The sequence below is a fragment of the Methanosarcina hadiensis genome, from assembly GCF_046529725.1.
Lineage (GTDB): Archaea > Halobacteriota > Methanosarcinia > Methanosarcinales > Methanosarcinaceae > Methanosarcina > Methanosarcina hadiensis.
On sequence record NZ_CP136241.1, the window covers coordinates 2913764 to 2936479 of the forward strand.

The window sequence follows — 22716 nt, forward strand, 5'->3', positions numbered from 1 at the left end:
TTTAATTTTAGGATTTAATTAAGTGATCGGATTCCCTGTATAGGTTAAGAGGGCATTTAAATCTACAAACAATAATTTCCTGAGAATTAAACTGATTTCCGAAAAATCACCATCTCTGGACCCAGGCGGTCTTTTAAGGCGAAAGAGAGGCCGGAAACCCGGAGCATTTTTAAGAAGACCTTTAGAAATTGAAAAGGCTTCCGGCTGCCCCAATCTGTGAAAAATAATTGAGCAGCTACCTCTCTTTACCTATCCTTAATATTTAAACCTTCTTTGACCCGCGTACCATTGCAATCTTGCCTGTCCTGACCATTTCCTTGATCCCGAACTGGCGGAGGAGTTTTTCAATTGCCTGAATCTTACTTTCGTCGCCCGTTACCTCAACGGTCACGGACTTGGGGGCAACGTCCACTATTCTGGCCCTGAAGATATTTGCAATCTGCATGATCTCTGCCCTTGTGTCAACATCAGCCGCGACCTTAATAAGGGCAAGTTCCCGCTCAACAGCATCGTCAGCCCCTATATCCGAGACTTTGATAACATCTATGAGCTTGTTGAGCTGTTTTGTTACCTGCTCGAGGACATGATCGTCCCCATGCACAACAATGGTTATTCTCGAAATGTCAGGGTCCTCGGTAACTCCCACTGCAAGGCTGTCGATATTGTATCCGCGCCTTGAAAAGAGAGAGGCAACTCTGGAGAGCACACCTGACTTATTTTCCACCAGGACTGCAAGTGTATGTTTCATCAGTGTTCCTCCAGGTCGAGAATCTCATTAATTGCAGCTCCTGCCGGAACCATTGGATAGACATTTGCTTCGCATTCGACAATAACCTCAACAACTGCCGGTCTTCCTGACCTGACAGCCTCTTCGATTGCAGGCCTGACTTCAGACGGCCTTTCTGCACGCAGCCCGAGGGCCCCATATGCTTCGGCAAGCTTTACGAAGTCAACACTGCCTTTAATGAAGGTATAAGAGTATCTCCGGTCATAGAAGAGTTCCTGCCACTGCCTGACCATGCCAAGATAGCCGTTGTTCAGGATCACGTTAACAACCGGGATATCGTTCTGGACCACAGTTGCGAGCTCCTGGGAGTTCATCTGGAAAGAGCCGTCCCCTGCGATATTGATAACAGTTTTATCCGGCCTGCCGACTTTTGCCCCCATAGCTGCCGGGAATCCGTATCCCATAGTGCCAAGCCCGCCTGAGGTGAGGAAAGTCCTGGGTTTGCTGTATTTGAAGAACTGAGCAGCCCACATCTGGTGCTGTCCGACTTCGGTAACTATAATAGCGTCCTTGCAGGCCTCGGATATCTGCTCAATAACAAACTGAGGCATTATAGAGTCCTGAGAATGCCTGTAGGTAAGAGGATATTCTTTCTTCCACTGGTTTATCTTTTCAATCCATTCTGCGGACCTGCAGCACCGGACATATTTAACCAGGGATTTGAGTATCTGTTTTGCATCCCCGACAATGGGAGTATGTACTTTTACGTTTTTGGAAATCTCGGCAGGATCAACATCAATATGAATAACCCTGGCATTGGGGGCAAAAGATTCAAGTTTGCCGGTAACGCGGTCATCAAACCTTGCTCCCACAGCAATAATCAGATCGGATTCCTGAATTGCATAGTTTGCATACTTGCTCCCGTGCATTCCCAGCATTCCGACATACAGGGGATGTTCGGTCGGGATACAGCTTATACCCATAAGTGTGGTTGTAACTGGAGCCTTGATGGTTTCGGCAAGCTCAACGAGTTCTGCGCTTGCGTTCGAGCTGATCACTCCGCCTCCTGCATAGATTATAGGCCTGCAGGAGTTTGCGATTTCTTCAGCAGCCCGTTTAATCTGCTGCGTGTTTCCTTTGTAAGTTGGCTTATAGCCCCTTAGTTCCACCTTTTCAGGGTACTGCAAGTCAATTTCAATATTCTGTACATCCTTCGGAAGGTCAATTAGTACCGGGCCAGGCCTTCCGGTAGATGCTATATGGAAGGCTTCTTTTACAATCCTCGGGATATCTTCTGGACTCTGTACCAGATAGTTGTGCTTGGTGATTGGCTGAGTAATGCCCGTAATATCTGCTTCCTGAAAAGCATCATTTCCGATAAGGGACCTTGGCACCTGGCCTGTTAAAGCTACAATCGGCACTGAGTCCATATATGCAGTAGCAATACCTGTTACCAGGTTGGTTGCTCCGGGGCCTGAAGTAGAAACACATACCCCGGTCGTTCCAGTAGCACGGGCGTACCCGTCCGCAGCATGAGCAGCTGCCTGTTCGTGGCGTACTAATATGTGGCGCAAGTCTGAATCATAGAGTTCATTGTAGAAAGGAATAATCTGCCCTCCGGGGTATCCGAAGAGAGTGTCAACTCCTTCCCTTTCGAGGCACTTTATAAGCGCCTTTGCGCCATTGACTTTTTCTGTTGACCCGGTTGTCATCGTTTATCTCCTAATTTATTTCTTGAGATCTGGTTAACTGGACACTCACGCTTCAGGTGAGCACCTTTCCAGTTTGGGTGTGTTTATAAGAAATACTCTTTTATCAATCTTATCTCTCACACTCACACTTTTTTGATTGCGAATTTCGCAAGTATATCATAATCAATCATGTTATATATGGATGAGGGTTTCTGCGGGCTTTCAGAGCCCCAGAGATCCCGATTTCAAAAATTTCTTTAAAAAGAAAAAAAGAGAGAACGAAAAGTCCTCCTGAGAAACCTTTGAAGTTCCATGTCTTTTTGTAGCTTACTCTGCCCGGACAAGCCGATTCAGCCCGTTCATTACGGCTTCTACGGAAGCCATGATAATGTCCGTTCTGGCTCCACTTGCGGTAATCGACTTTCCTTCTTTGGAAAGCTTTACCCTTACCTCTACAAGGGCATCGGTTCCGCCGGTAACCGCGTCTACATGGTACTCTTCAAGGATGACGTCTTCAGCACAGGCACTTACAGCTCTCCGGATAGCATTGATAACCGCATCCACAGGCCCGTTTCCGATCCCGGCCTGTACGATCTCTCTGTCTTTCACATTGAGCTTTATGGAAGCTGTTGGAGTCACCCGGTTTCCGGATACGATAGTGAATTCTTCTAATTTTACCAGGGGCTCTTTATAGATATCAAGCACGGTTTCTGCAATGGTCTGCAGGTCGGCATCTGTAACATGTTTACCCTGGTCACCCATCTGCTTGACCCTACCGAAAATCTCTTCGGTCTGAACCTCATCAGCCTCAAGCCCCATTTCCTTTAAAGCAAGGGTAATAGAGCTCCTTCCGGCATGTTTCCCAAGTACGATCTGGCGCTGTCGTCCAATATATTCAGGGCTCATCGGCTCATAGGTTGCCTTGTCAGCCAGAAGCCCGTGCACATGAATACCTGCTTCGTGAGTGAAGGCATTCCCTCCCACAAGGGCTTTATTGGGGGAAACCGGAACCCCGGTAAGGCGGCTTACAAGCCTTGAAATCCGATATATTTGCTCGTGCTTGATGCCGGTGTCATATTTGTACAGCCACTCAAGGCACATTACGACTTCTTCAAGGGAAGCATTTCCGGCTCTTTCCCCTAAACCGTTAATTGTCACATGAGCCTGTTTTGCTCCTGCCGCGAGCGCTGCAACCGTGTTTGCAGTTGCTAAACCAAAGTCATTGTGGCAGTGGATGCTGATAGGGGCTTTCAGGGAAGAAGACAGGTCCCGGAAGATTTCAGTGGTTTTTTCAGGCACCAGAAGGCCTACGGTATCGCAGAAGCATAACCTGTCAGCCCCGGCGGCTATCCCGTCCGAGTAAACGGATTTTAAGAAGTCAAGGTCTGCCCTCGAAGAATCTTCGCCGCTAAGTTCCACAATCAGACCGTGGTCTTTGGCATACTCGGTTACATCGGCTGCAATCTGCCTTACTGTATCCCGGTCTTTTTTGATTTTCGTCCTGATATGCAGGTCAGAAACCGGAACTACAAGGTGGATAGAGTCAACATCGCACTCAAGAGCATGATCAATGTCTGATTTTACAATCCTGCAGTAGCTGCATATTTCGGCATTAAGCCCTGCATTCGCTACAGCCTTGATTGATTCCCTTTCCCCTGCGGAAGTAATTGCAGAGCCTGCCTCGATTACATTGATTTTCATCTCGTCAAGGGCGCGTGCAATTAAGAGCTTCTTCTCTCTTGTCAGGGCTACACCAGGTGTTTGTTCACCATCTCTCAAAGTAGTATCCAGAAAGCGGATGTTTTCGAATAATATAATCCCTCAGTTTTGGCTTTTTTTTGGGTAGATTTTATAGATTGGTTCTGCAGAACAGGAAAATATAGTATTACTACTATTTTATATAATTAAATCCTATTTTGCAAAACTCACTTTAATACACATATTACATATAATTTATCTCAGAAGCACGGTCCTATCCGAAAATTTCCGAAATTACTCCCGGGTTTTCTGAGACTTCTCTCCAATAGGTAGACCATAGTATTTTTAGTTTCCAGTTAACAATATATTTATTTTAACAGCTTGCCCCCGAAAAAACGGCTTTGACCAGGCCAAAAACATAGTCAGGATTCAGTTTCTAAAAAAGAAGGCCCTGAGAAAGCATTTGTGGATCTGAGCAAGGCACCTCAGATATAAAAATGAATAGCAAAAACAATTCTCTGTCTGGAGAATTGCCTTCCATTTTCATGCGAAATTAAAGAACAAGGGGCACTAAAGGAAGGGGTTTATAAAAAGATTATAAGATCCTAGTCTTTACATCATTTAACAATTCTTTTAAGACTTTTTACCTCATTATATCTGTATGATTTATTATATGCTCCAGTTTCTTTTACCTGACCGTTAAAACCCATTTTAAATCGATACTGGCCGTGAGATTCATCTGCATGAAGGCCCGTTAAATCAAGGTTTTTATAATTGTTCTTTTTTCCATCTTCTATACTGTGCCAGATTAAAAGCTTATAAGCATTGAGATCATTGTATTCGCCCCTCAAAACCGAAGTATGGCCCAGGTATATCGTATCTTTATAGTAAAAATTTATTAACGCTCCGATTTTTACTCCATTGTATTCCGCGAAGAATAATCTTGCCATTTTTTCCGGAAACAGGATATCACGGAGATTTTCAAAATACGAGTATGGCAGCACAGCGTATGTCACTTTTTTATAATCATTGCCAGTTTGCTCAGTGATCCATTCAATCAATAGTTTCTGGAATTGATTATAGTAAAGGTCTATGTCTTCTTTATAATTCTGACTTTCATATATGGTTACACCGTTTCTTGCAGCCCGCCTTATATCTTTACTGAACTGCTTCTTGAATCCTTTGCATATCTCATTGAGGTCTCTTTCTATGTTTATTATAGCAGTTTTTTTGATTCCTGTCCTGGGATATCCATTTTGAATTAACACCGGATCCAGACTATCGTGATAAGGAAATATTAGGAGGTCAGTAATACTTTTTTTATTTTTGACGTATCTATCGATAAAATCAAACATCAGATTATAAATTATATCACTATCAGTAACGCCGGAAAGTACACAGGGACCTCCAAAGCCATACAATTTATTATGAGGAGAACACCCTAATTGAAAGTTCCTGGAAATACCTGGTAAATATTTGTTAACTTTGCAGTCTTCAAAAAAAATCCTTACAAAAAGCGGAAAGATTCCTACTAATTTATTCTCTTTCTCATCTTCGACTACAACTGGCAAGGCCTCGGAATTTAACCCTTTTTCTATGACCTCTTTCCATTCCCATGTATGAAAAAAGGTCCCGTTGAGACTTTCTTTAACAACATTATTCCATTGTTTTTTATCTTCGGCCTTTGCCTTCCTGCAAATAATATTAAAGCCTCCTCAGATTCAAAGTCATCACTATTTGCCTCAAACTCTATAACTTTCGTATCAATTATTATTTCAATATATTATACTTTCTTTTTTGATTTCGAGGAACAAGTTGAATAAAAACTAAGCTTTAAACCATTTAGCAGCCTTAACGTTTCTGTATTCAATGTTAATATATTAGTCCTTAATTTTTAGTATTCAAACAAAGCTGGAAAAAAAAAGACAGAAGAAATCAGTATATTCAATAGGAAACCGAGAGTCCTGACACTTCAGACTTTATTATCTTTTTATTTTTATATAAAATAAAAATCAAAACCTGGACTAATAGACAATGCAGAGCTGCCCTCCTTTGCATGTAAAAATAAGCTATCTCTCACGTCAAAAAAACAATTAAGCTGATAATGGGGATTTAACAAACGCTGTTTATTTAACATCAATAAAAGACCAATTATAACAGATCCGTTTTAGAAATTGAAAACAATCATATCGAGTTTTATCAACTCACCTTTTCAATGAAAAATGGAATTTAAAGTAACAATAGGAATGCAAAAAATTGAGCCAGAGACCTATCCCTCAGAACTGTGAGAAAGAGCAGGTACTGCACAGCATCAATAGAATTGATGCAACCCGCGGGCATTTAGTGCAGACACTTCAACTCTTTAAGTTAGTCCTCTTGAGGGAGCAAAGCGACCGAAAAGGACAGCGGACTCGAGAAACGCAACTCTTGCAGGACACCACCCTCCTGAGACTGGATTCGTGTTTGTCTCAACCCAAAAATTAGTCCTCTTGAGCGAAGCGAAAAGGACCTCGTGCTGTTGCACTTACAGTGCAACTCCCATGAAATCTCTGATTTCATGTGATCCCGATGCGAAACTTGGGAAGGACACCGCCCTCCCGAGATGGGACTCGGGCGCCTCAGAAATATTTATTTACATTTTCTATTGCTTTCACAATTAGAGAAATGCACGCCTCTATATCTGCCACATCCAGAACTTCTACAGGCGAGTGGATATAACGTGTGGCTATGCTGACCGTACCTGTGGGAATTCCTTCTTTTGTGAGGTGTATTGATGTAGCATCCGTGGTTCCGCCGGAGCCTACGCCCAGCTGATAAGGAATTTCGTTTTTATCGGCTGTTTCCCTGAGCCACTTGAGAATCTGGGGGTGAGCTATGAGGCCTCTTCCGGACGCATCTGCTACAATAACTACGGGCCCTTTTCCCAGTTCCAGGGATGAATCGGTTTTGCTGATACCCGGATGATCTCCCGGGATAGTAGTATCAAGAGCAAGAGCAACGTCAGGACAGATACAGAAAGCGCAGGTTTTTGCACCTTTAAGTCCCACTTCTTCCTGAACCGTGCCCACAGCATAGACATTTGCTTCGATTTTACGCTCATGGAGCCTTTTCATAACCTCAAGGAGAATTACAATTCCTGCACGGTCATCGAAACACTTGGAGGTAACTTTCCCGTTTGCAAGAGATACGAATTCCTGGTCGATTGAAACCGGAGTTCCCAACTCAACTCCAAGGTTTCCGGCGTCTTCCCTGTCTTTTGCTCCTATATCGATGAACATATCCTCAAGTTTTACGGGCTTTTTCCTGTCTTCGTCTTTCATCACGTGAGGAGGCTTGGAACCTATAACCCCGTAAATAGAACCCTTTTTGCCGTGTACGATAACTCTCTGGTTCAGGAGAGTCTGGTCAAACCATCCTCCGATCCCCACAAAGCGCAGGAATCCGTTTTCATCAATGTACCTGACCATCAGACCTATTTCATCCATATGGGCAGCCAGCATTACAGAAGGACCCTTTCCCTCTTTAACAGCGATAAGGTTCCCCATAGTATCCTCCCGAATACTGTCAACATAGGGTCCAAGCTCTTTTTCTAGCAGTTTCCGGACCTCCCCTTCAAAACCGGAAATTCCATGAGCATTTGTGAACTTCTCAAGCAGAGATTTTATTTCTTCAAGCTTTCCGCCTTTTTCCATATTTTTTTCCATATAAGAAGCCTCCTGAGTTCTTTTTTAAACAGTAATGTAAGTCTGAAAGGCACAGGCCAGTCCTGCAGATACTTATGATACTTATTAATTGACCTGCATTGAACAATCCACAATAATCTGTTTAACAGACATATTATAAATGCCCATTTATAATTATTCTTTGTCAGAGGATTTTAAGATTAAACCCTAACAATACAGCAATGAATTCCATATTTAGTCAATGAAGTAAATAATTTGAACAAATCTATTAGAATAGAATCTATTAATATATTTACTGAGACCGTATCTTTTAAAGTGTTTTAATTTTTAGAATGTCTTTATTTAAGTTGAACTTGTTGTTTAAGTTTTTGGCAGGCGGTATCAGTCATTCCTAAGTAGTGGGAATTTTCGAAAGCTGTAAGACAGAAACATTAAAATCCCTTCAGGTTTATTGAGGACTCAGGTGAAAACTATATGACTGCAGAATTACCTCCTCAAATCCAGAACCAGATAGCACAGCTTCAGCAGGTACAGCAGCAGGTTCAGGCTCTGTCCATGCAAAAATCCCAGATTGAAGCTATGCAGAAAGAGTCAAAAATGGCTCTCGAAGAATTAGAAAGACTGGCTGACGATGCGGTTATTTACCGTAATGTCGGAGAACTGGTAATAAAAACGACAAAAGAGGAGTCCGTTTCAAAACTTAAAGACAGGGAAGAAACCCTCTCACTCAGGCTTCAGTCTATTTCCAGGCAGGAAGAAAGGCTCACTGCTCGCTTCAAACAGCTTCAGGAGCAGATCCAGCAGGCACTTGGGCCCAGAGCACAATAATTTTTGTTTTTCACATAAGTCGAATACAGCACATAACTTGGCTGTATGGGGATTGTGCCGAAATCCCGGAATTCCGGGATCTTCGAAATTATAAAAAGCGGTAGCCAGAGTGGACAATGCGAGTTGATGAAGCGGAGTTTTTTAACCGGCTCCTTGACTATCGAAACATTTTATATTTGTGTCACAGGAATGCAGATCCGGATGCTGTTAGCAGTGCTTTTGCTCTTTCTGAAGCTTTAGGTGGAACAGTCGGACTGGTAGACGGATGTAACCGTGTAGCATCCGTTCTTATTGACAGGCTCGGAATCGAGGTTGTGGATAAACCAGATCCTGCAAACTACGGTTTTATTGTCGTGGTTGATACCTCGACAAAGGCACAGCTAAACGATATAGAACTGACCAGTTACTGCGTAATTGATCACCATACTACTACTGCCCTTACTGAGAATGCGGAATTTTTCCTGCACAGGAACACTACTTCTACGGTAGAGATAGTCTATGATATCCTGAAAGTCATGGGAGCGCCGATTAACCGCAGGATGGGAATTGGCATGCTCACAGGAATCGTGACTGATACCGGACATTTCAAGCACGCATCTGCCGATACTTTTAAAACGGTGGCAAAAATTATTGAGGCAAGCGGAGTTGAGTATGGAGAAGTCCTCGACCTGATGGCTGCTACCCCCCAGGATATCTCAATGCGTATAGCTATCCTGAAAGCAGCGAGCAGGGCTGAACTCGACAGGGTAGGGGATATGATTATAGCCTCTTCTCATGTGAGCTCTTTCGGAGGCTCTGCATCCTCCATGCTTATTAACATAGGAGCTGATGTGGCTTTTGTTGGGACTACAAAAGGAGATAGTGTCAGAGTAAGTGCAAGGGCAAAACGCGACGCTGTAAATGCAGGAGTGAATCTTGGCCAGCTGATGGAAGATATCAGTAACGAATATAACGGCACCGGAGGCGGGCATTCAGGAGCTGCTGGAATCGATATAATCGCCAATATGGAAGAAGTGCTCCATAAATGCAGGGAGATGACAAAAAAGATCCTTGAATCTTCTCTTGGAGCGACTGCAAAAGAAATTTCAGAAGATGAGATTGAAGTAAGTGAAGATGAACAGTAAGAAAAAAATGGGATATGAATCAATAAAAGCTGGTAAAATAACTTCAATTTCCTTTCTTCAACAGGTACTATTTTCTCAGGTTATTTCTTTCTATTTTTCAGTTTGAACTGAATAATATCTTTTTTCTATTTGATAACAACAACTATTATTTATATGAGAATCCAACTTAATCTTCCATAATCATATCTGTCGGAAGTTAATATCCGCTCGAAAAAGTTACACTTCCCGAAACTAAAAGCAGGTAAGAAAAAGATATTTTTTTAAGCATGACCTCAAGGGGCATGAAATGAAGAATATACATAAAAAAGGGTCGAGGGAGACGCGACCTGAAACAAAAATGTCTCAAAATAAAGAATAAAGAGTGTGAAAAAATGCCAGAATACTGGGATCCTGAAGTAGAAACAATGCCTGTAGACGACTTGAGAAAGTTGCAGGAAGAGAAACTGAAAAAACTTGTACATTACGTGTATGAGAACTCTCCTTTTTACAGAAAAAGGTTTGACGAACACGGGGTTCGCCCTGAAGACATCCAGACTCTTGAAGACATCAGGAAATTACCTTTTACATATAAGCAGGATCTCAGAGATACCTATCCTACCGGAATGTTTTGCGTCCCCAATTCAAAACTCGCCCGCTTCCATGCTTCTTCGGGCACTACGGGCAAACCGACCGTAGTAGGATATACCCGCAGGGACATTGATAACTGGGCGGAATCTCTTGCCCGGGCTTTTGCCTCAGTAGGCGTGGGAGAAGATGACATCCTCCAGGTAAGCTACGGGTATGGGCTTTTCACAGGCGGGCTCGGAGCTCATTATGGAAGTGAAAAACTGGGAGCGACCGTACTTCCTACGAGCTCAGGAAATACCGAACGCCAGCTCGAACTTATGAAAGACCTCGGCACAACAGCCATAGCCTGCACTCCCTCTTATTTCTTATATATGATTGAAACTTCCAGGAAAGAAGGCATCAGCATCAGGGATGATACAAAATTAAAAATGGGCTTTTTCGGGGCTGAACCCTGGTCTGAGGAACTCAAAAGGCGGATAGAAGACGAGTCAGGAATTAAAGCCTATGATATTTACGGAACTTCCGAACTCAGCGGTCCTCTCTTTACGGAATGCGACCAGCAGTGCGGCATCCATATATGGGGAGACATGTTCCTGATAGAGATACTTGATCCTGAAACAGGAGAGCCCATGCCTGATGGAGAAACAGGGGAACTCGTAATAACCACCCTTGCAAAGGAAGCAAATCCCCTTATCCGCTACAAGATTAAAGACCTTACCAGGAAACTGTCTGAGCCCTGCAAATGCGGCAGGACGCATCCAAGGATCACACGCATCAGCGGACGCTCTGACGATATGATTATCGTGCGCGGCATAAATGTCTTCCCTGGCCAGATCGAGTCGGTCCTGATGAACATTCCCGAAGTCGGGAACCATTTCATGATTATTGTTGACAGAATAGGGCCCCTTGACTCAATGAAGGTCCAGATAGAGATGCACGAGTCCGCCTTCAGCGACCGGATGTCGGATATGATGGCACTTAAAAAGAAGATTGCAAGCGCTCTGAAGAGCGTGCTGAACCTTGCAGTCGAGGTAGAACTTGTTGAACACGGCACTCTGCCGCGCTCGGAAGGAAAATCAAAGAAAGTTATAGACAAGCGTAAGATCTGAAAATTTCATATGAAGATATGAAAAAGCAGAAAATTAATTTTCCAGATAGAAAAAAGGAAAGCCGGAAAGATAGAAAAATCGCTTTAACATTGCTTTTTCCGGTTTTCCTTCATAAGTTCCTTTTTTGATATCCTTCTTAAACCCCAGATCGGTATTAATACCTGAAAATAACACACCTGTAAGTTTAAAATACACACAGAAACTTATATTATATTCTGATGAAAAGACTGAGGAAAGAAGTAAAAGGCTAAAAGAAGGAACAAAAGGCTAAAAGAAGGGATGAGAAGCAATAAAGAAAAATTAAAATTTTAATAATTCGATAGAAAAAAGAACAAATTTAAAGAAATAAGGGATAAAAGGACATGGGTGCTGGAATGGAAGAAAAAGTGATAAAACAAATTTCCCTCTTTGCGGAAAATAAACCTGGCAGGCTTGCAAGCGTTGCGAATAAATTGAAAAGTGCCGGCATAAATATAAGGGCATTTACCATTGCCGAATCCGGAGATTTCGGGATCATTCGCATGGTTGTGGATAAATCGGATTATGCTCACCGTGTACTCCATGATGCCGGATTCACAGTTTCGGAAACCAGTGTTCTGGGGATCGAGATGGATGATGTTCCTGGCAGCATGTCCAGGATTGCGGAAGTTTTCGGAGAAGCGAATATTAACCTTGACTATGCCTATGCTTTTGTCACCAGGGACCAGAAAGCCCTTCTTATTGTCCGGGTGAATGACACTCAAAAAGCGATAAAAACTCTGGAAGATAATAATATAAAGCTGATTGGCATGAAGGAACTTGAAAAGATCTGATTTTATTAACTCTACAGGTTATACGGAAAAGCAGCTTTAAAATCCGAAAAATCCAGAACCCGGCATAATAAAAGTGCCTGAGTATCTGGATTTCCTTTTTTACAACAGGAGATATAGCCTGAGATATTTATCAAAATTTTTGCGCCTCCACTGCGTAAATAGATATACATTATAAATATAAAAAGAGCAAAGAGAGAAGAACTTTTTAGAGAACGATGAAAAGGGCTCCCTCATTTAAAGCAAAGAGGGACTGCACCGAAAAAAGTAAAGTCAGCCGGTTTGACTAAATGACAGAGAATAAAGAAAGCTTACAGGAAAACGCCCAAACCCCTTCAAAGAATAAACTTGGTGGAGCTCATACAACAATTATTGGAGGGAGGGCTGGAAAAAAACTGATAAAACTTGTAAGCCAGCATGCTGAGATTAAAAAAGTAATTCCGTCCGTAATTTCCGTAAAAGGCGTTGCAGGGGGAAAGCTTGCAGGGAAAGTCCTGCGAGCTGATGCAAGGGGTAACCTGAGGCTCCTGCTCTCAGAAGGCAGAAGTTTCCAGGAAATCAGGCTGGTGACAACAGTTGGTACCGCTGAAGAGGGGGACAGAATCATGGAAGAATTAAATGAAACCATAAAAAATGCCCTCTGAGGCGCTACAGGAGAGATTACTTGGCATTCATAGGAGTTGACCACGGGACAACAGCGATGCGTTTTGCACTTATAGAAGGCGAAAAGGTTCTGACCTTTGAACTTGGAAGGGCAGAAGCTGCTGCAATGTCAGAAAAAGAAATTCTGGATTCCATTGAAAAAGAGTTTGATATTAAACTTGAAGAAATCGATCTAATTGCTCTTACTTACTCCATGGGAGATGGCTTTTCCGAAATCAAGGATATAAGGAAACTTGAAGGGAGAGGGCTTCAGAGCGCGGAAGGTGCAGGAAAGAAGACAGGAGGAGGAACAAGGGTATTTGATGCGGTTAGAAATTCCGGCATTCCAGCAGTGGCTATTCCTGGTCTTCATGTAAAAAGCAAAGTAGACCCGAGAATGAAGGTATTTTCTCACCTCACGAGTCCTGAAAAGCTTGGTATTGCATATCATATCCGGTGCATGGGTTACGAAGATTTTGTGGTCTCTGATATCAGCTCCAATACCGTAACTCTTGCAGTTGCTTCGGGAAAAGTGATTGGTGCAATCGACGCCTGCATTTTTGCTCCCGGAGTTCACCATGGGCCTCTTGACCTGCAGGCTATAAGGAATGTTGATGACGGCATCCAGACAGCGAATCAGGCATTCATGGAAGCAGGCGCCCTGAAGATGACACCATATAAAGACAGGGAGGAACTGCTCAACGCAGCCGAAAAAGAGGAAGAACCTGCTCTGCTCGCCCTTGATACCATAGCCCTTTTTGCAGCCATGGAAATCATTTCAATGCAGCTTCTCCTGAAAGAGTACGGGGTTACCGGAACTACCTTCCTCGCAGGCTCGGTTGGGGAAGTAAAATATATGCAGGAAAAAATCAGCAGACACCTGGATAAAAGCTGCCTCAGTCTGGGCAAATGGCATGCTGCAATCGGCTGTGCCGAAATAGCAAGGGATGTTGCTGCCGGAAAAAAACATATTCTCGGTGTAGAGATAGAATATCCCTGAAATTAGAGACTGACCTTAAAAAAGAATAAGAGGGGATCAGGTCTTCTCTGCAGTTTTTTCTGCAGGTTCTTCATACTCATCTTCCGGGTATTCTTCGGACTCCGAGGCTTCAAGTTTTCCCTCTTCATCTTCATCCTCATCATAACCGCTCATATGGTTTTTATCCATAAGGATGACATAGTCTGCAGAGTTCTTGAGCGCCGTAGAAAATCCGGGCTCAACCCCGAAAATAATGGTCTCTTTCCCATGTTCGTTTGCTTTGTTCAGCAGCGGCTTGAAATCCGCATCGCGGGTTACGATTGCAAGGGTGTCTATATTGGGATTGTAGACCAGTTCCATGCCCTCTACTGCTAAGCGCACATCCACATCACTTGAACAGATAATAGGTTCAAGTCCGTGATTCTCGATAGCCTCGACAAGCTTGTCCGAGGCGTACTGGTTCAGGAAGACGCGTCCGATCTTGATATTTCCATAGTCCTTAAGAACATCCCTTATTTCCTCAAGGTTTACGTCAAACTCTTTTCTGAGGATATTTGGTCCGTCTACCAGAAGTCCTATTTTTCTCCTGCCTACTTCTTTCTTGGTACGGAGGTATTTAGAAATGGAATCAAGTCCGCTTTTTACAGGCTTCATTATCAATGTCCTCTGTGATCATTACAGTTTTACTCAACCTGCATTTTCTTTCTTATTTAATCCTTTAGCAATTTGCGGAGAATTAGCCTGTGAGGCAATAGATTTCCCACATCAATCTCACACCTGCCTGGATGGGTTTTCTGTTTGAGCCTTCAGAAAACTGCAGCTTCATATAAGGATAATGAAGCTGCATATGCGGTTTTTCAGGTTCAAACCTTATTACATGCGGCAGTTCGGGTAATAAACTGAGTATATCTAAATATTTGCTTTTCTGTAGTAAAACATTTGCATACTTTGACAATAAAAGGTTTTAACTCTATCTGGTCTGAGAACCTCGACGTAAACACCTGCCTGTCATGTAGATTGAGCAATGTAAGTAAGCCTTAAGCGATATAAGTAAGCTCCTCGTGATTAGACCGTTTTTTAACTATAAAACACAGGATATATTTTATAGAATTATAATTTATCGGAGAAAGGGCCTTTTTTAACCTCACGAATAATGAACGGAGATTCACGGAGTTCAAAAATGTTTTGAGTTTTTCTTCCTTTCTTCTGCCTGCTGTACTGGATTTCCCCCAACTTCTGAAGAAAGGCTTCATAAACCTCCATAAATTGCTCGAATTCCGAATCCGTAAGCTCTATTATTCCTTCTCTTCCCGCGAGCCAGTCATAGATATGAAGAAGAACTGCTTCCCTTACTCTTTTAAGCCCCTCTTCTTCAGGCTCTTCAGGGGCTTTTTCAAAAAAAAGAGTGGCTTTCAGTTCTGGAGACCAGGCTGCAAAGACGCGGTTAAAACTTAAGACCTGGATCGGAACCTTTTCCCCGGGAGCAGGCCTGGGATGATAGTACCTGTCCTGAGAAAAAGCCTCTCCTTCCAGCATTACCACCTGCCGATATACCTCGTCATTCTGTATCTTTCATCCATTTTTTTCATACGGAAACCCATATAAAGCCCGACAAAAAGTCCGCTCAGGTGCGCAGTATGGGCAATCATATCCAGATTTGTAGAACTCGCCATTAAAAAATCGAAAATGGCAAACAGCAACAGGGCATGCTTTAAACGCATAGGCACAAAGTACACATATACCCTGAGATTTGGCTCAAGTACTGTAAGAGCTGCAAAGACTCCGTAAATAGCTCCGCTTGCACCAATCATAGGGCCGGGATAAATATTGAAAATAGGCCAGCTTAAAAAGGTGTACCCTATTGCGGACAGAATTCCTGCAGTAAAGAAGATCGCAAGGAGCTGCTTATTTCCCGCCCTTCTCTCAAGTGCAGTCCCGAAAAAGTACAGGACAAGCATATTGAAAAAAAGATGCCATAGCCCGGTGTGCAGGAATATGTATGTGACAAGTGTCCATGGCCTTGTCAAAAAAGAACCCGGATCAAACTGGAAAGCGTTCATATAGAGAGCCCCTAAACCCGGAGCCGCACTCAGGAGAACTACTTCCAGAAGGAAAGAAATTACACACAGAAAAATGATTGCCATAGACGGACTTGCAGAGACAGAACTTTTAATTCTATCAGTTGCTCCGCTTCGGGACTCATATGGTGTATTGCGGTTAAACATGTTCTAATTACTCTCTATCTTAATCCAGTATAAAACTATTGAATAAAAATATTTGATTAATACGGCAAAATATTAAAGTAAGTTTATAATGCCTTCAAACAGATCAGAATATTAACCGAATAGAGAATGGCGTCCAAGCACAAGAACATATCCAAACATGAGCTAAGGAACAAATGCCAGTAAGCAGACTGGCCGTTAAGGCTTAAAAGCCGCTGTACACAAACATTTGCTGCATTCGGTGTGTTCGGTCCAATGTATTAATTACTATGTCGAAACCCCCTGGACCTGAAATCTTTTACTCCAGAGCCAGCCTTAAAGAATAAGCTGGAATTAATCTTAAACCCCAGTTATCGGAACTTAATTACTCCTGGCTCTGAATTCGGAAGATTTCAGATATTAAACGACCGGATACAAACCTGACCAATTCTATTTATTGAAAACTGTTCTCAGTTAATGTGAAGCGTATAGGGTAAAAATTGCCTATTTTATTTGAATAAATAGTATTTTAGATCAAATAATTTATTAAATAATATTCAAATGAAAGAATAATATTTAGTTACTCCCAGATAAAAATCATGAAAACGGTTTACAGCGTTTACTGTACAAATTCGTTTAATGAGAGTTCCAATATAAATAAGTTTTGATATTTTCATTCGAAATAGAAATATAAAAATTATAATGATTATTACTGATAATATATTAAAAAATGAATAGAATGAACCTGAATTTTAATTACGCAAAATATATTGATAAAGTAAGAAGAATTTTTGAATTTACCTGTAATTAGCACAACAAATTGGCACAATAAATAACAAATATTAAAATCCGGTAGAAAATCTATAGAAGCTCAGTAGTAGATATTTTTAAAAACGCCACGCTGCGGCAGTGAGTATGTTTATTTAAGAAGGGGGTCTTTGAGCTTTTTTTTTAGAAGAATAGGTCTCCACATTCCATTTTTACCACATTCGAATAGGGTGTTACAAATTAGAAAATGTTATATAGATTTGGTACATTTAGTCACTTAATTAGTGTTTATTATCCATCGGTAGCGACCTCTGCTCAATATTAAGGTCTCAATCGTTGGCAAAAACGGTTTTTTTTGAGAAATAGGGCGTAAAAAAGGATATGGAAGAGAAATGATGCCCTAAAAACGGATTTTATAAGAAAACATTCCCTAAAAAAACGCTTTTATTTGAAAAAACGTAGGTAAGGCGTTTAGAGTTCAAATAGAGAGCTTAAACGGTTTGCCAGAGAACGTCACTAAAACGATTGTAAATTTAAAGGAGACGGCAAAATATATAATGTATAATCATTAACAATATGCCGAGCATCAGAATTTCAATCGTCTCGACGAAATCGACTTTAAACAAATTTAGGAGGTAAAGCTCAAATGAGCAAACTAACTACCGGGAGTTTTTCTATAGAAGATCTGGAATCCGTTCAGATCACTATTAACAACATTGTAGGGGCAGCAAAGGAGGCTGCTGAAGAAAAAGTAAAAGAGCTAGGCCCGATGGGTCCGACCCCCTTCCCCTCAATTGCTACATTAAGGGACTGGAGTTTTACACTGTTCGACCGCTATGAGCCTGTCTACACCCCCATGTGTGACCAGTGCTGTTACTGTACTTTCGGACCGTGTAACCTGGAAGGAAACAAGAGAGGCGCCTGCGGTATTGACATGAAAGGTCAGACTGCAAGAGAATTCTTCCTGCGCTGCATCACCGGATGTGCCTGCCACAGTGCTCACGGACGCCACCTGCTCGATCACATTATTGAGCTTTTTGGGGAGGACATGCCGATCAACATGGGTGCATCAAACGTAATTGCCCCCAACATTCAGCTTGTTACAGGTGAGCAGCCAAAGACTCTTGGCGAACTCAAACCCATAATGGAATATGTCGAAGAAGAGCTTGGACAGCTGCTTGCAACCATACACGCAGGTCAGGAAGGAGCAGCAATTGACTACGACAACAAGTCAATGCTTGCCGGAGTTCTGGACCATGTGGGAATGGAAGTTTCCGATATAGCACAGGTTACTGCACTCGGCTTCCCGAAATCTGACCCCGAAGCCCCACTTGTTGAGACAGGAATGGGAACACTTGACAAGTCAAAGCCGACCATTATTGCCATAGGGCACAACGTCGCAGGTGTCACTTACATCATGGACTATATGGAAGAAAATGGCCTGACTGACAAGATGGAAATCGGTGGTCTCTGCTGTACCGCATTCGATATGACCAGGTACAAGAGGGAAGACAGGAAAGCCCCCTATGCAAAGATTGTCGGTACCATTTCAAAGGAGTTAAAGGTTGTACGCTCAGGAATTCCTGACGTAATTGTCCTTGACGAACAGTGTGTAAGGGCTGACCTCGTAGCTGAAGGCCAGAAACTCAAGATCCCTGTAATCGCATCAAATGAAAAGATTATGTATGGTCTGCCAGACAGGACCAATGATGACGTCGATGCAATTATCGAGGACCTCAAGACCGGAAAGATTCCAGGCTGTGTAATGCTGGACTATGAAAAGCTGGGAGAGCTTGTACCCAGACTTGCCTTGGAAATGGCTCCGATCCGTGAAGGAATCTCAGCTATCCCCACCGACGAAGAAATGAAAGAGCTTGTCTCCAAGTGTGTGGAATGTGGAGAGTGCGCACTTGCATGCCCAGAAGAACTGGCAATTCCAGCAGCAATTGCAGTAGCAAAGGGAGGAGACTACTCTGCTCTTGAAGAACTGCATGACCTCTGTATAGGGTGCCGCCGCTGTGAGCAGGTCTGTAACAAAGAAATCCCCGTCCTGAGCCTTATCGAGAAAGCTTCTCTGAAAGCTATTGCTGAAGAGAAAGGTCTGGTAAGAGCCGGAAGAGGTCAGGTAAGTGACGCCGAAATCAGGGCAGAAGGTCTGAACCTGGTTATGGGCACCACCCCTGGTGTTATCGCAATCATCGGCTGTTCCAACTACCCGGCAGGTTCCAAGGACGTTTACAACATTGCTGAAGAATTCCTTAACAGGAACTACCTGCTTGCTGTTTCCGGATGTTCTGCAATGGACATAGGTATGTTCAAGGACGCTGACGGCAAGACTCTCTATGAGAGGTTCCCGGGCAGATTCGAGAAAGGTAACATCCTCAACACCGGATCATGTGTCTCCAACTCCCACATTTCAGGTACAGCCCATAAGGTCGCTGCAATCTTTGCAGGCAGGAACCTTTCAGGCAACCTCGCTGAAATAGCTGACTACACACTCAACCGTGTAGGTGCAGTAGGACTTGCATGGGGTGCTTACTCCCAGAAGGCGGCAGCTATCGGTACAGGATGCAACATGTATGGTATTCCTGCAGTTCTCGGGCCACACAGCGGAAAGTATAGGAGAGCCCTGATTTCCAAGACCTACGACGATAGCAAGTGGAAACTTTACGACAGCCGAAACGGTTCCGAACTGGCAATCCCGCCATCTCCGGAGTTCCTCATTACCACTGCAGAAACCTGGCAGGAAGCCTGTGTAATGATGGCAAAGAACTGTATCCGCGTGTCTGACAACAATATGGGCAGATCCATTAAGTTGACCCACTGGATAGAACTCAGTGAGAAATATCTGGGCGTTATACCCGAGGACTGGTGGAAGTTTGTCAGGAATGAAGCTGATCTCCCACTAGCTAAGCGTGAAATGCTCCTGAAGAAGCTTGAAAGCGAGCACGGATGGGAAATCGACTGGAAGAAGAAGAAGATCATTTCCGGCCCGAAGATTAAGTTCGATGTCTCTTCACAGCCAACAAACCTCAAGAGACTTTGCAAGGAGGCCTGAAGATGGTTGACACTACCAAGAACACAAAGTTGTTCACCAGCTATGGTGTAAAGACCTCAAAAACTATTACCACTGAAGTTGCCGCCAAGCTTATTTCAAAGGCAAAGAGGCCTCTTTTAGTGGTAGGGACCTTATCCCTCAGCCCCGATGTCATGGACCGCGCAGTTAAGATCTCACAGGCAAAAAACATCCCGATTGCAGCAACCGGCTCTTCAATGCTTGGCTTTGCAGGCAAGGATGTTAATGCCAAATACATTAACGCGCACGCGCTTGGCTTCTACCTTACAGACCCCAACTGGCCAGGTCTTGATGGCAATGGAAACTATGACACAATTATTTTCCTGGGATTCAAGAAATACTACATAAACCAGGTGTTGTCTGCAGTTAAAAACTTCAGTGACGTAAAATCAATCTCAATAGGCAAAGATTACATCCAGAATGCAACAATGTCTTTCGGAAACCTTAGCAAAGAAGATCACATTGCAGCACTGGACGAGGTAATTGACCTTTTATAAGTTTAGATTTAGGAGGCGAAAGTAAATGGCAGAATTCCCATTTGAGATTTCCCCAATGTTTGAAGGAGAAAGAGTAAGGAAAGAAGGAATGTTCGTAGAACTCGGTGGTCCCAAATCCCTTGGTCTCGAACTTGTCCGTGCAAAACCCATGGATGAAATTGAAGACGACAAAGTAACAATTGTCGGTCCTGACCTCAAAGAGATGGAAGAAGGCGCAACATACCCCTGGGCAATGATCTTCAACATCGGCGGAGAACTTGTAGAAGCTGACCTCGAGTCTGTGGTAGAAAGGCGTGTCCACGACTTCATCAACTACTGCCAGGGCATTATGCACCTGAACCAGAGGTACGATGTCTGGATGAGAGTTTCCAAGGACACAGCTGCAAAGATGGACTCATTTGAGCCATTCGGAAAAGCTGTTATGATGCTTTTCAAGACAGAACTGCCCTTTATCGAGAAAATGCAGGTGACTTTCTACACCGACAAGGAAGAAGTCGAAAAGCAGATGGTAGAAGCAAAGGAGATCTTCAAGGCAAGAGACGCAAGGACAAAAGACCTGCACGACGAAGATGTTGATGTCTTCTACGGATGCACACTCTGCCAGTCCTTTGCTCCAACCAATGTCTGTGTAGTTTCCCCTGACAGAGTTTCACTCTGTGGTGCAATCAACTGGTTCGACGGCCGTGCAGCAGCAAAGGTCGACCCTGAAGGCCCACAGTTCTCAATCGACAAAGGTGAATGCATTGACCCCCAGAAAGGAGAATACACCGGAATCAATGAAATTGCCAAGAAACTCTCAGCCGGTGAATTTGACAAGATCAAACTCCACTCCTTCTTCGATGCCCCACACACATCCTGTGGCTGCTTCGAAGTAGTCGGGTTCTATATCCCTGAAGTGGATGGTATAGGCTGGGTAGACAGAGAATATCAGGGAATGGCCCCGAACGGTATAGGGTTCTCAACCATGGCTGGTCAGACCGGTGGTGGAAAACAGATCGTAGGTTTCCTTGGTGTAGGTGTCAACTACTTCTACTCACCCAAGTTCATCCAGGCAGATGGCGGATGGAACAGAGTAGTATGGCTGCCTGCCAAATTCAAAGCCAAGATCGACGATGCAATTCCTGCTGACCTCAAGGACAAGATCGCAACAGAGAACGATGCAAGCGACATCCAGTCCCTGAAAGCCTTCCTCCAGGACAAGAACCACCCCGTTGTTGCTAACTGGGCAGCAGCCGAAGAGGAAGAAGAGGAAGAAGAAGAGGAAGGAGAAGAGGAAGAAGCAGTAGCTGTTGCAGCTGCTCCAATGATGATGCCCACAGCCGGATTCCAGATGCCAGCAATGCCAATGATGGCTGCAGGCAAGTCAGGCAGTGGAATAAAGTTGACCTTCAAGAACGCAAAGATCACAATTGACAAAGTGATCCTCAGCGAGAAGAAGGAAAAATAAATACCGAGTGACGACAGGCGATTGCCTAAAACCGAAAAACAAACAAAGGGGTATTCTGTGACTAAAGTAATTGCAATAACGGGAAAAGGCGGAACTGGGAAAACAGCGGTATCAGCTCTTCTGATCCGCTCCCTTTCCAGAAAAGGCCAGTTTATACTGGCAGTTGATGCGGATGCAGATACTAACCTGCCTGAAACCCTTGGCTGTGAGAGCGTAAAAACGATCGGGGAGGCAAAAGAGTTTTTGCAGGCTGAGATTACAAAACCGAGGCCTGACAACCCCGATATGAACAAAGAGTCAGTACTCAAAAGTAAGGTCTATGAAATTATTGAAGAAATGCCGGGCTACGACCTGCTTGTAATGGGCCGACCTGAAGGCTCAGGCTGCTACTGTTATGTAAATAACCTCCTTCGGGGCATCATGGACAAACTGATCGTAAATTACGATGTAGTTATCATTGATGCTGAAGCCGGGCTTGAGCATTTCAGCCGGAAAATTATCCGGGATATCGATGACCTTATTGTTGTGACTGACGCCTCACGAAGGGGATTCAGGACTGCTGAAAGAATTCATGAGCTTGTAAACGAACTGGATTCAAAAGTTGGTAAAATTCACGTTATTGCAAACAAAGTTACGGATACAAACCACGAAAAGCTTGTTAAACTGGCAGATGACCTGAAACTCAACCTGATAGGTATGGTTCCCCTCGATCCGAAAATTGAGGAAATGGACATAAAAGGAATCCCCCTCTTTGAAATAACGGATGATTCGGTTGCTGCGATAGAAGTCGAAAAAATTGTACAAAAACTGGGGTTTTAACCCCAGCTCCCTTCTAAATCAGAGTTACGCAGAAAACCGTACAATAAAGAT

At 43.4% G+C, this 22716-nt stretch carries 19 protein-coding genes; 10 read left to right on the top strand and 9 right to left on the bottom strand.

Annotation, left to right across the window (positions count from 1 at the left end; all coding sequences use genetic code 11):
- Window positions 1-262: 262 nt before the first annotated feature.
- The 6 genes from ilvN to RSJ42_RS12450 all read right to left on the bottom strand — a co-directional run bounded on the left by ilvN (window position 263) and on the right by RSJ42_RS12450 (window position 7820).
- Entirely contained in the window at window positions 263-748 is a 486-nt protein-coding gene (ilvN, locus tag RSJ42_RS12425) for an acetolactate synthase small subunit (RefSeq protein WP_410507598.1), read from the bottom strand.
- Window positions 748-2439, bottom strand: coding sequence for an acetolactate synthase large subunit (locus RSJ42_RS12430; protein ID WP_410507599.1), 1692 nt, complete (start codon window positions 2437-2439; stop codon window positions 748-750). The genes ilvN and RSJ42_RS12430 overlap by 1 nt, the downstream gene beginning before the upstream one ends.
- Window positions 2440-2745: 306 nt before the next feature.
- Window positions 2746-4197, bottom strand: a complete 1452-nt coding sequence (locus RSJ42_RS12435; RefSeq protein WP_410507600.1) for a (R)-citramalate synthase — start codon at window positions 4195-4197, stop codon at window positions 2746-2748.
- A 536-nt stretch (window positions 4198-4733) separates the two neighbouring features.
- Window positions 4734-5687, bottom strand: coding sequence for a lipid II:glycine glycyltransferase FemX (locus RSJ42_RS12440; RefSeq protein ID WP_410507601.1), 954 nt, complete (start codon window positions 5685-5687; stop codon window positions 4734-4736).
- A gap of 791 nt (window positions 5688-6478) precedes the next feature.
- A complete protein-coding gene (locus tag RSJ42_RS12445) occupies window positions 6479-6640 on the bottom strand; it encodes a hypothetical protein (RefSeq protein ID WP_410507602.1) in 162 nt (53 codons plus the stop codon).
- Window positions 6641-6734: 94 nt separating this feature from the next.
- Window positions 6735-7820, bottom strand: a complete 1086-nt coding sequence (locus RSJ42_RS12450; protein ID WP_410507603.1) for a M42 family metallopeptidase — start codon at window positions 7818-7820, stop codon at window positions 6735-6737.
- 453 nt (window positions 7821-8273) lie between these two features.
- Here RSJ42_RS12450 and RSJ42_RS12455 point away from each other — a divergent pair, with 453 nt between their 5' ends.
- The 6 genes from RSJ42_RS12455 (at window position 8274) to RSJ42_RS12480 (ending at window position 13878) form a co-directional block, all read left to right on the top strand.
- A complete protein-coding gene (locus tag RSJ42_RS12455; RefSeq protein ID WP_410507604.1) occupies window positions 8274-8627 on the top strand; it encodes a prefoldin subunit beta in 354 nt (117 codons plus the stop codon).
- A 116-nt stretch (window positions 8628-8743) separates the two neighbouring features.
- Window positions 8744-9751 (top strand): DHH family phosphoesterase, encoded by a 1008-nt coding sequence (locus tag RSJ42_RS12460; RefSeq protein ID WP_410507605.1) that lies wholly within the window; start codon window positions 8744-8746, stop codon window positions 9749-9751.
- 371 nt (window positions 9752-10122) lie between these two features.
- Complete coding sequence (locus tag RSJ42_RS12465; protein ID WP_410507606.1) at window positions 10123-11427, top strand: phenylacetate--CoA ligase family protein; 1305 nt, start codon at window positions 10123-10125, stop codon at window positions 11425-11427.
- Window positions 11428-11801: 374 nt separating this feature from the next.
- Window positions 11802-12239, top strand: a complete 438-nt coding sequence (locus RSJ42_RS12470) for an ACT domain-containing protein (RefSeq protein WP_410510368.1) — start codon at window positions 11802-11804, stop codon at window positions 12237-12239.
- A 287-nt stretch (window positions 12240-12526) separates the two neighbouring features.
- Window positions 12527-12880: a DUF2103 domain-containing protein gene (locus RSJ42_RS12475; protein ID WP_410507607.1), complete on the top strand. Its 354-nt coding sequence runs from the start codon at window positions 12527-12529 to the stop codon at window positions 12878-12880.
- 20 nt (window positions 12881-12900) lie between these two features.
- Window positions 12901-13878, top strand: coding sequence for a methanogenesis marker 12 protein (locus tag RSJ42_RS12480; RefSeq protein ID WP_410507608.1), 978 nt, complete (start codon window positions 12901-12903; stop codon window positions 13876-13878).
- A 36-nt stretch (window positions 13879-13914) separates the two neighbouring features.
- Here the strand turns inward: RSJ42_RS12480 and RSJ42_RS12485 are convergent, their stop codons facing one another.
- The 3 genes from RSJ42_RS12485 to RSJ42_RS12495 form a co-directional block, all read right to left on the bottom strand.
- Window positions 13915-14511, bottom strand: a complete 597-nt coding sequence (locus RSJ42_RS12485) for a TIGR00288 family NYN domain-containing protein (protein WP_410507609.1) — start codon at window positions 14509-14511, stop codon at window positions 13915-13917.
- A gap of 456 nt (window positions 14512-14967) precedes the next feature.
- On the bottom strand, window positions 14968-15393 hold the full coding sequence (locus RSJ42_RS12490) for a hypothetical protein (protein ID WP_410510369.1): 426 nt from the start codon (window positions 15391-15393) through the stop codon (window positions 14968-14970).
- Entirely contained in the window at window positions 15393-16082 is a 690-nt protein-coding gene (locus RSJ42_RS12495) for a rhomboid family intramembrane serine protease (RefSeq protein ID WP_410507610.1), read from the bottom strand. Before RSJ42_RS12495 ends, RSJ42_RS12490 begins: the two co-directional genes overlap by 1 nt.
- Before the next feature lie 1390 nt (window positions 16083-17472).
- Here RSJ42_RS12495 and cdhA point away from each other — a divergent pair.
- The 4 genes from cdhA to RSJ42_RS12515 are packed head-to-tail and all read left to right on the top strand — an operon-like array spanning window position 17473 to window position 22665.
- Window positions 17473-19884 carry a CO dehydrogenase/acetyl-CoA synthase complex subunit alpha gene (cdhA, locus tag RSJ42_RS12500; protein ID WP_410507611.1) on the top strand — a complete coding sequence of 804 codons (2412 nt, stop codon included), beginning with the start codon at window positions 17473-17475 and terminating at the stop codon, window positions 19882-19884.
- A gap of 2 nt (window positions 19885-19886) precedes the next feature.
- A complete protein-coding gene (gene cdhB / locus RSJ42_RS12505; RefSeq protein ID WP_410507612.1) occupies window positions 19887-20399 on the top strand; it encodes a CO dehydrogenase/acetyl-CoA synthase complex subunit epsilon in 513 nt (170 codons plus the stop codon).
- Window positions 20400-20424: 25 nt separating this feature from the next.
- A complete protein-coding gene (gene cdhC, locus RSJ42_RS12510) occupies window positions 20425-21846 on the top strand; it encodes a CO dehydrogenase/CO-methylating acetyl-CoA synthase complex subunit beta (RefSeq protein WP_410507613.1) in 1422 nt (473 codons plus the stop codon).
- A gap of 57 nt (window positions 21847-21903) precedes the next feature.
- Window positions 21904-22665, top strand: coding sequence for an AAA family ATPase (locus RSJ42_RS12515; protein WP_410507614.1), 762 nt, complete (start codon window positions 21904-21906; stop codon window positions 22663-22665).
- Window positions 22666-22716: the final 51 nt, after the last annotated feature.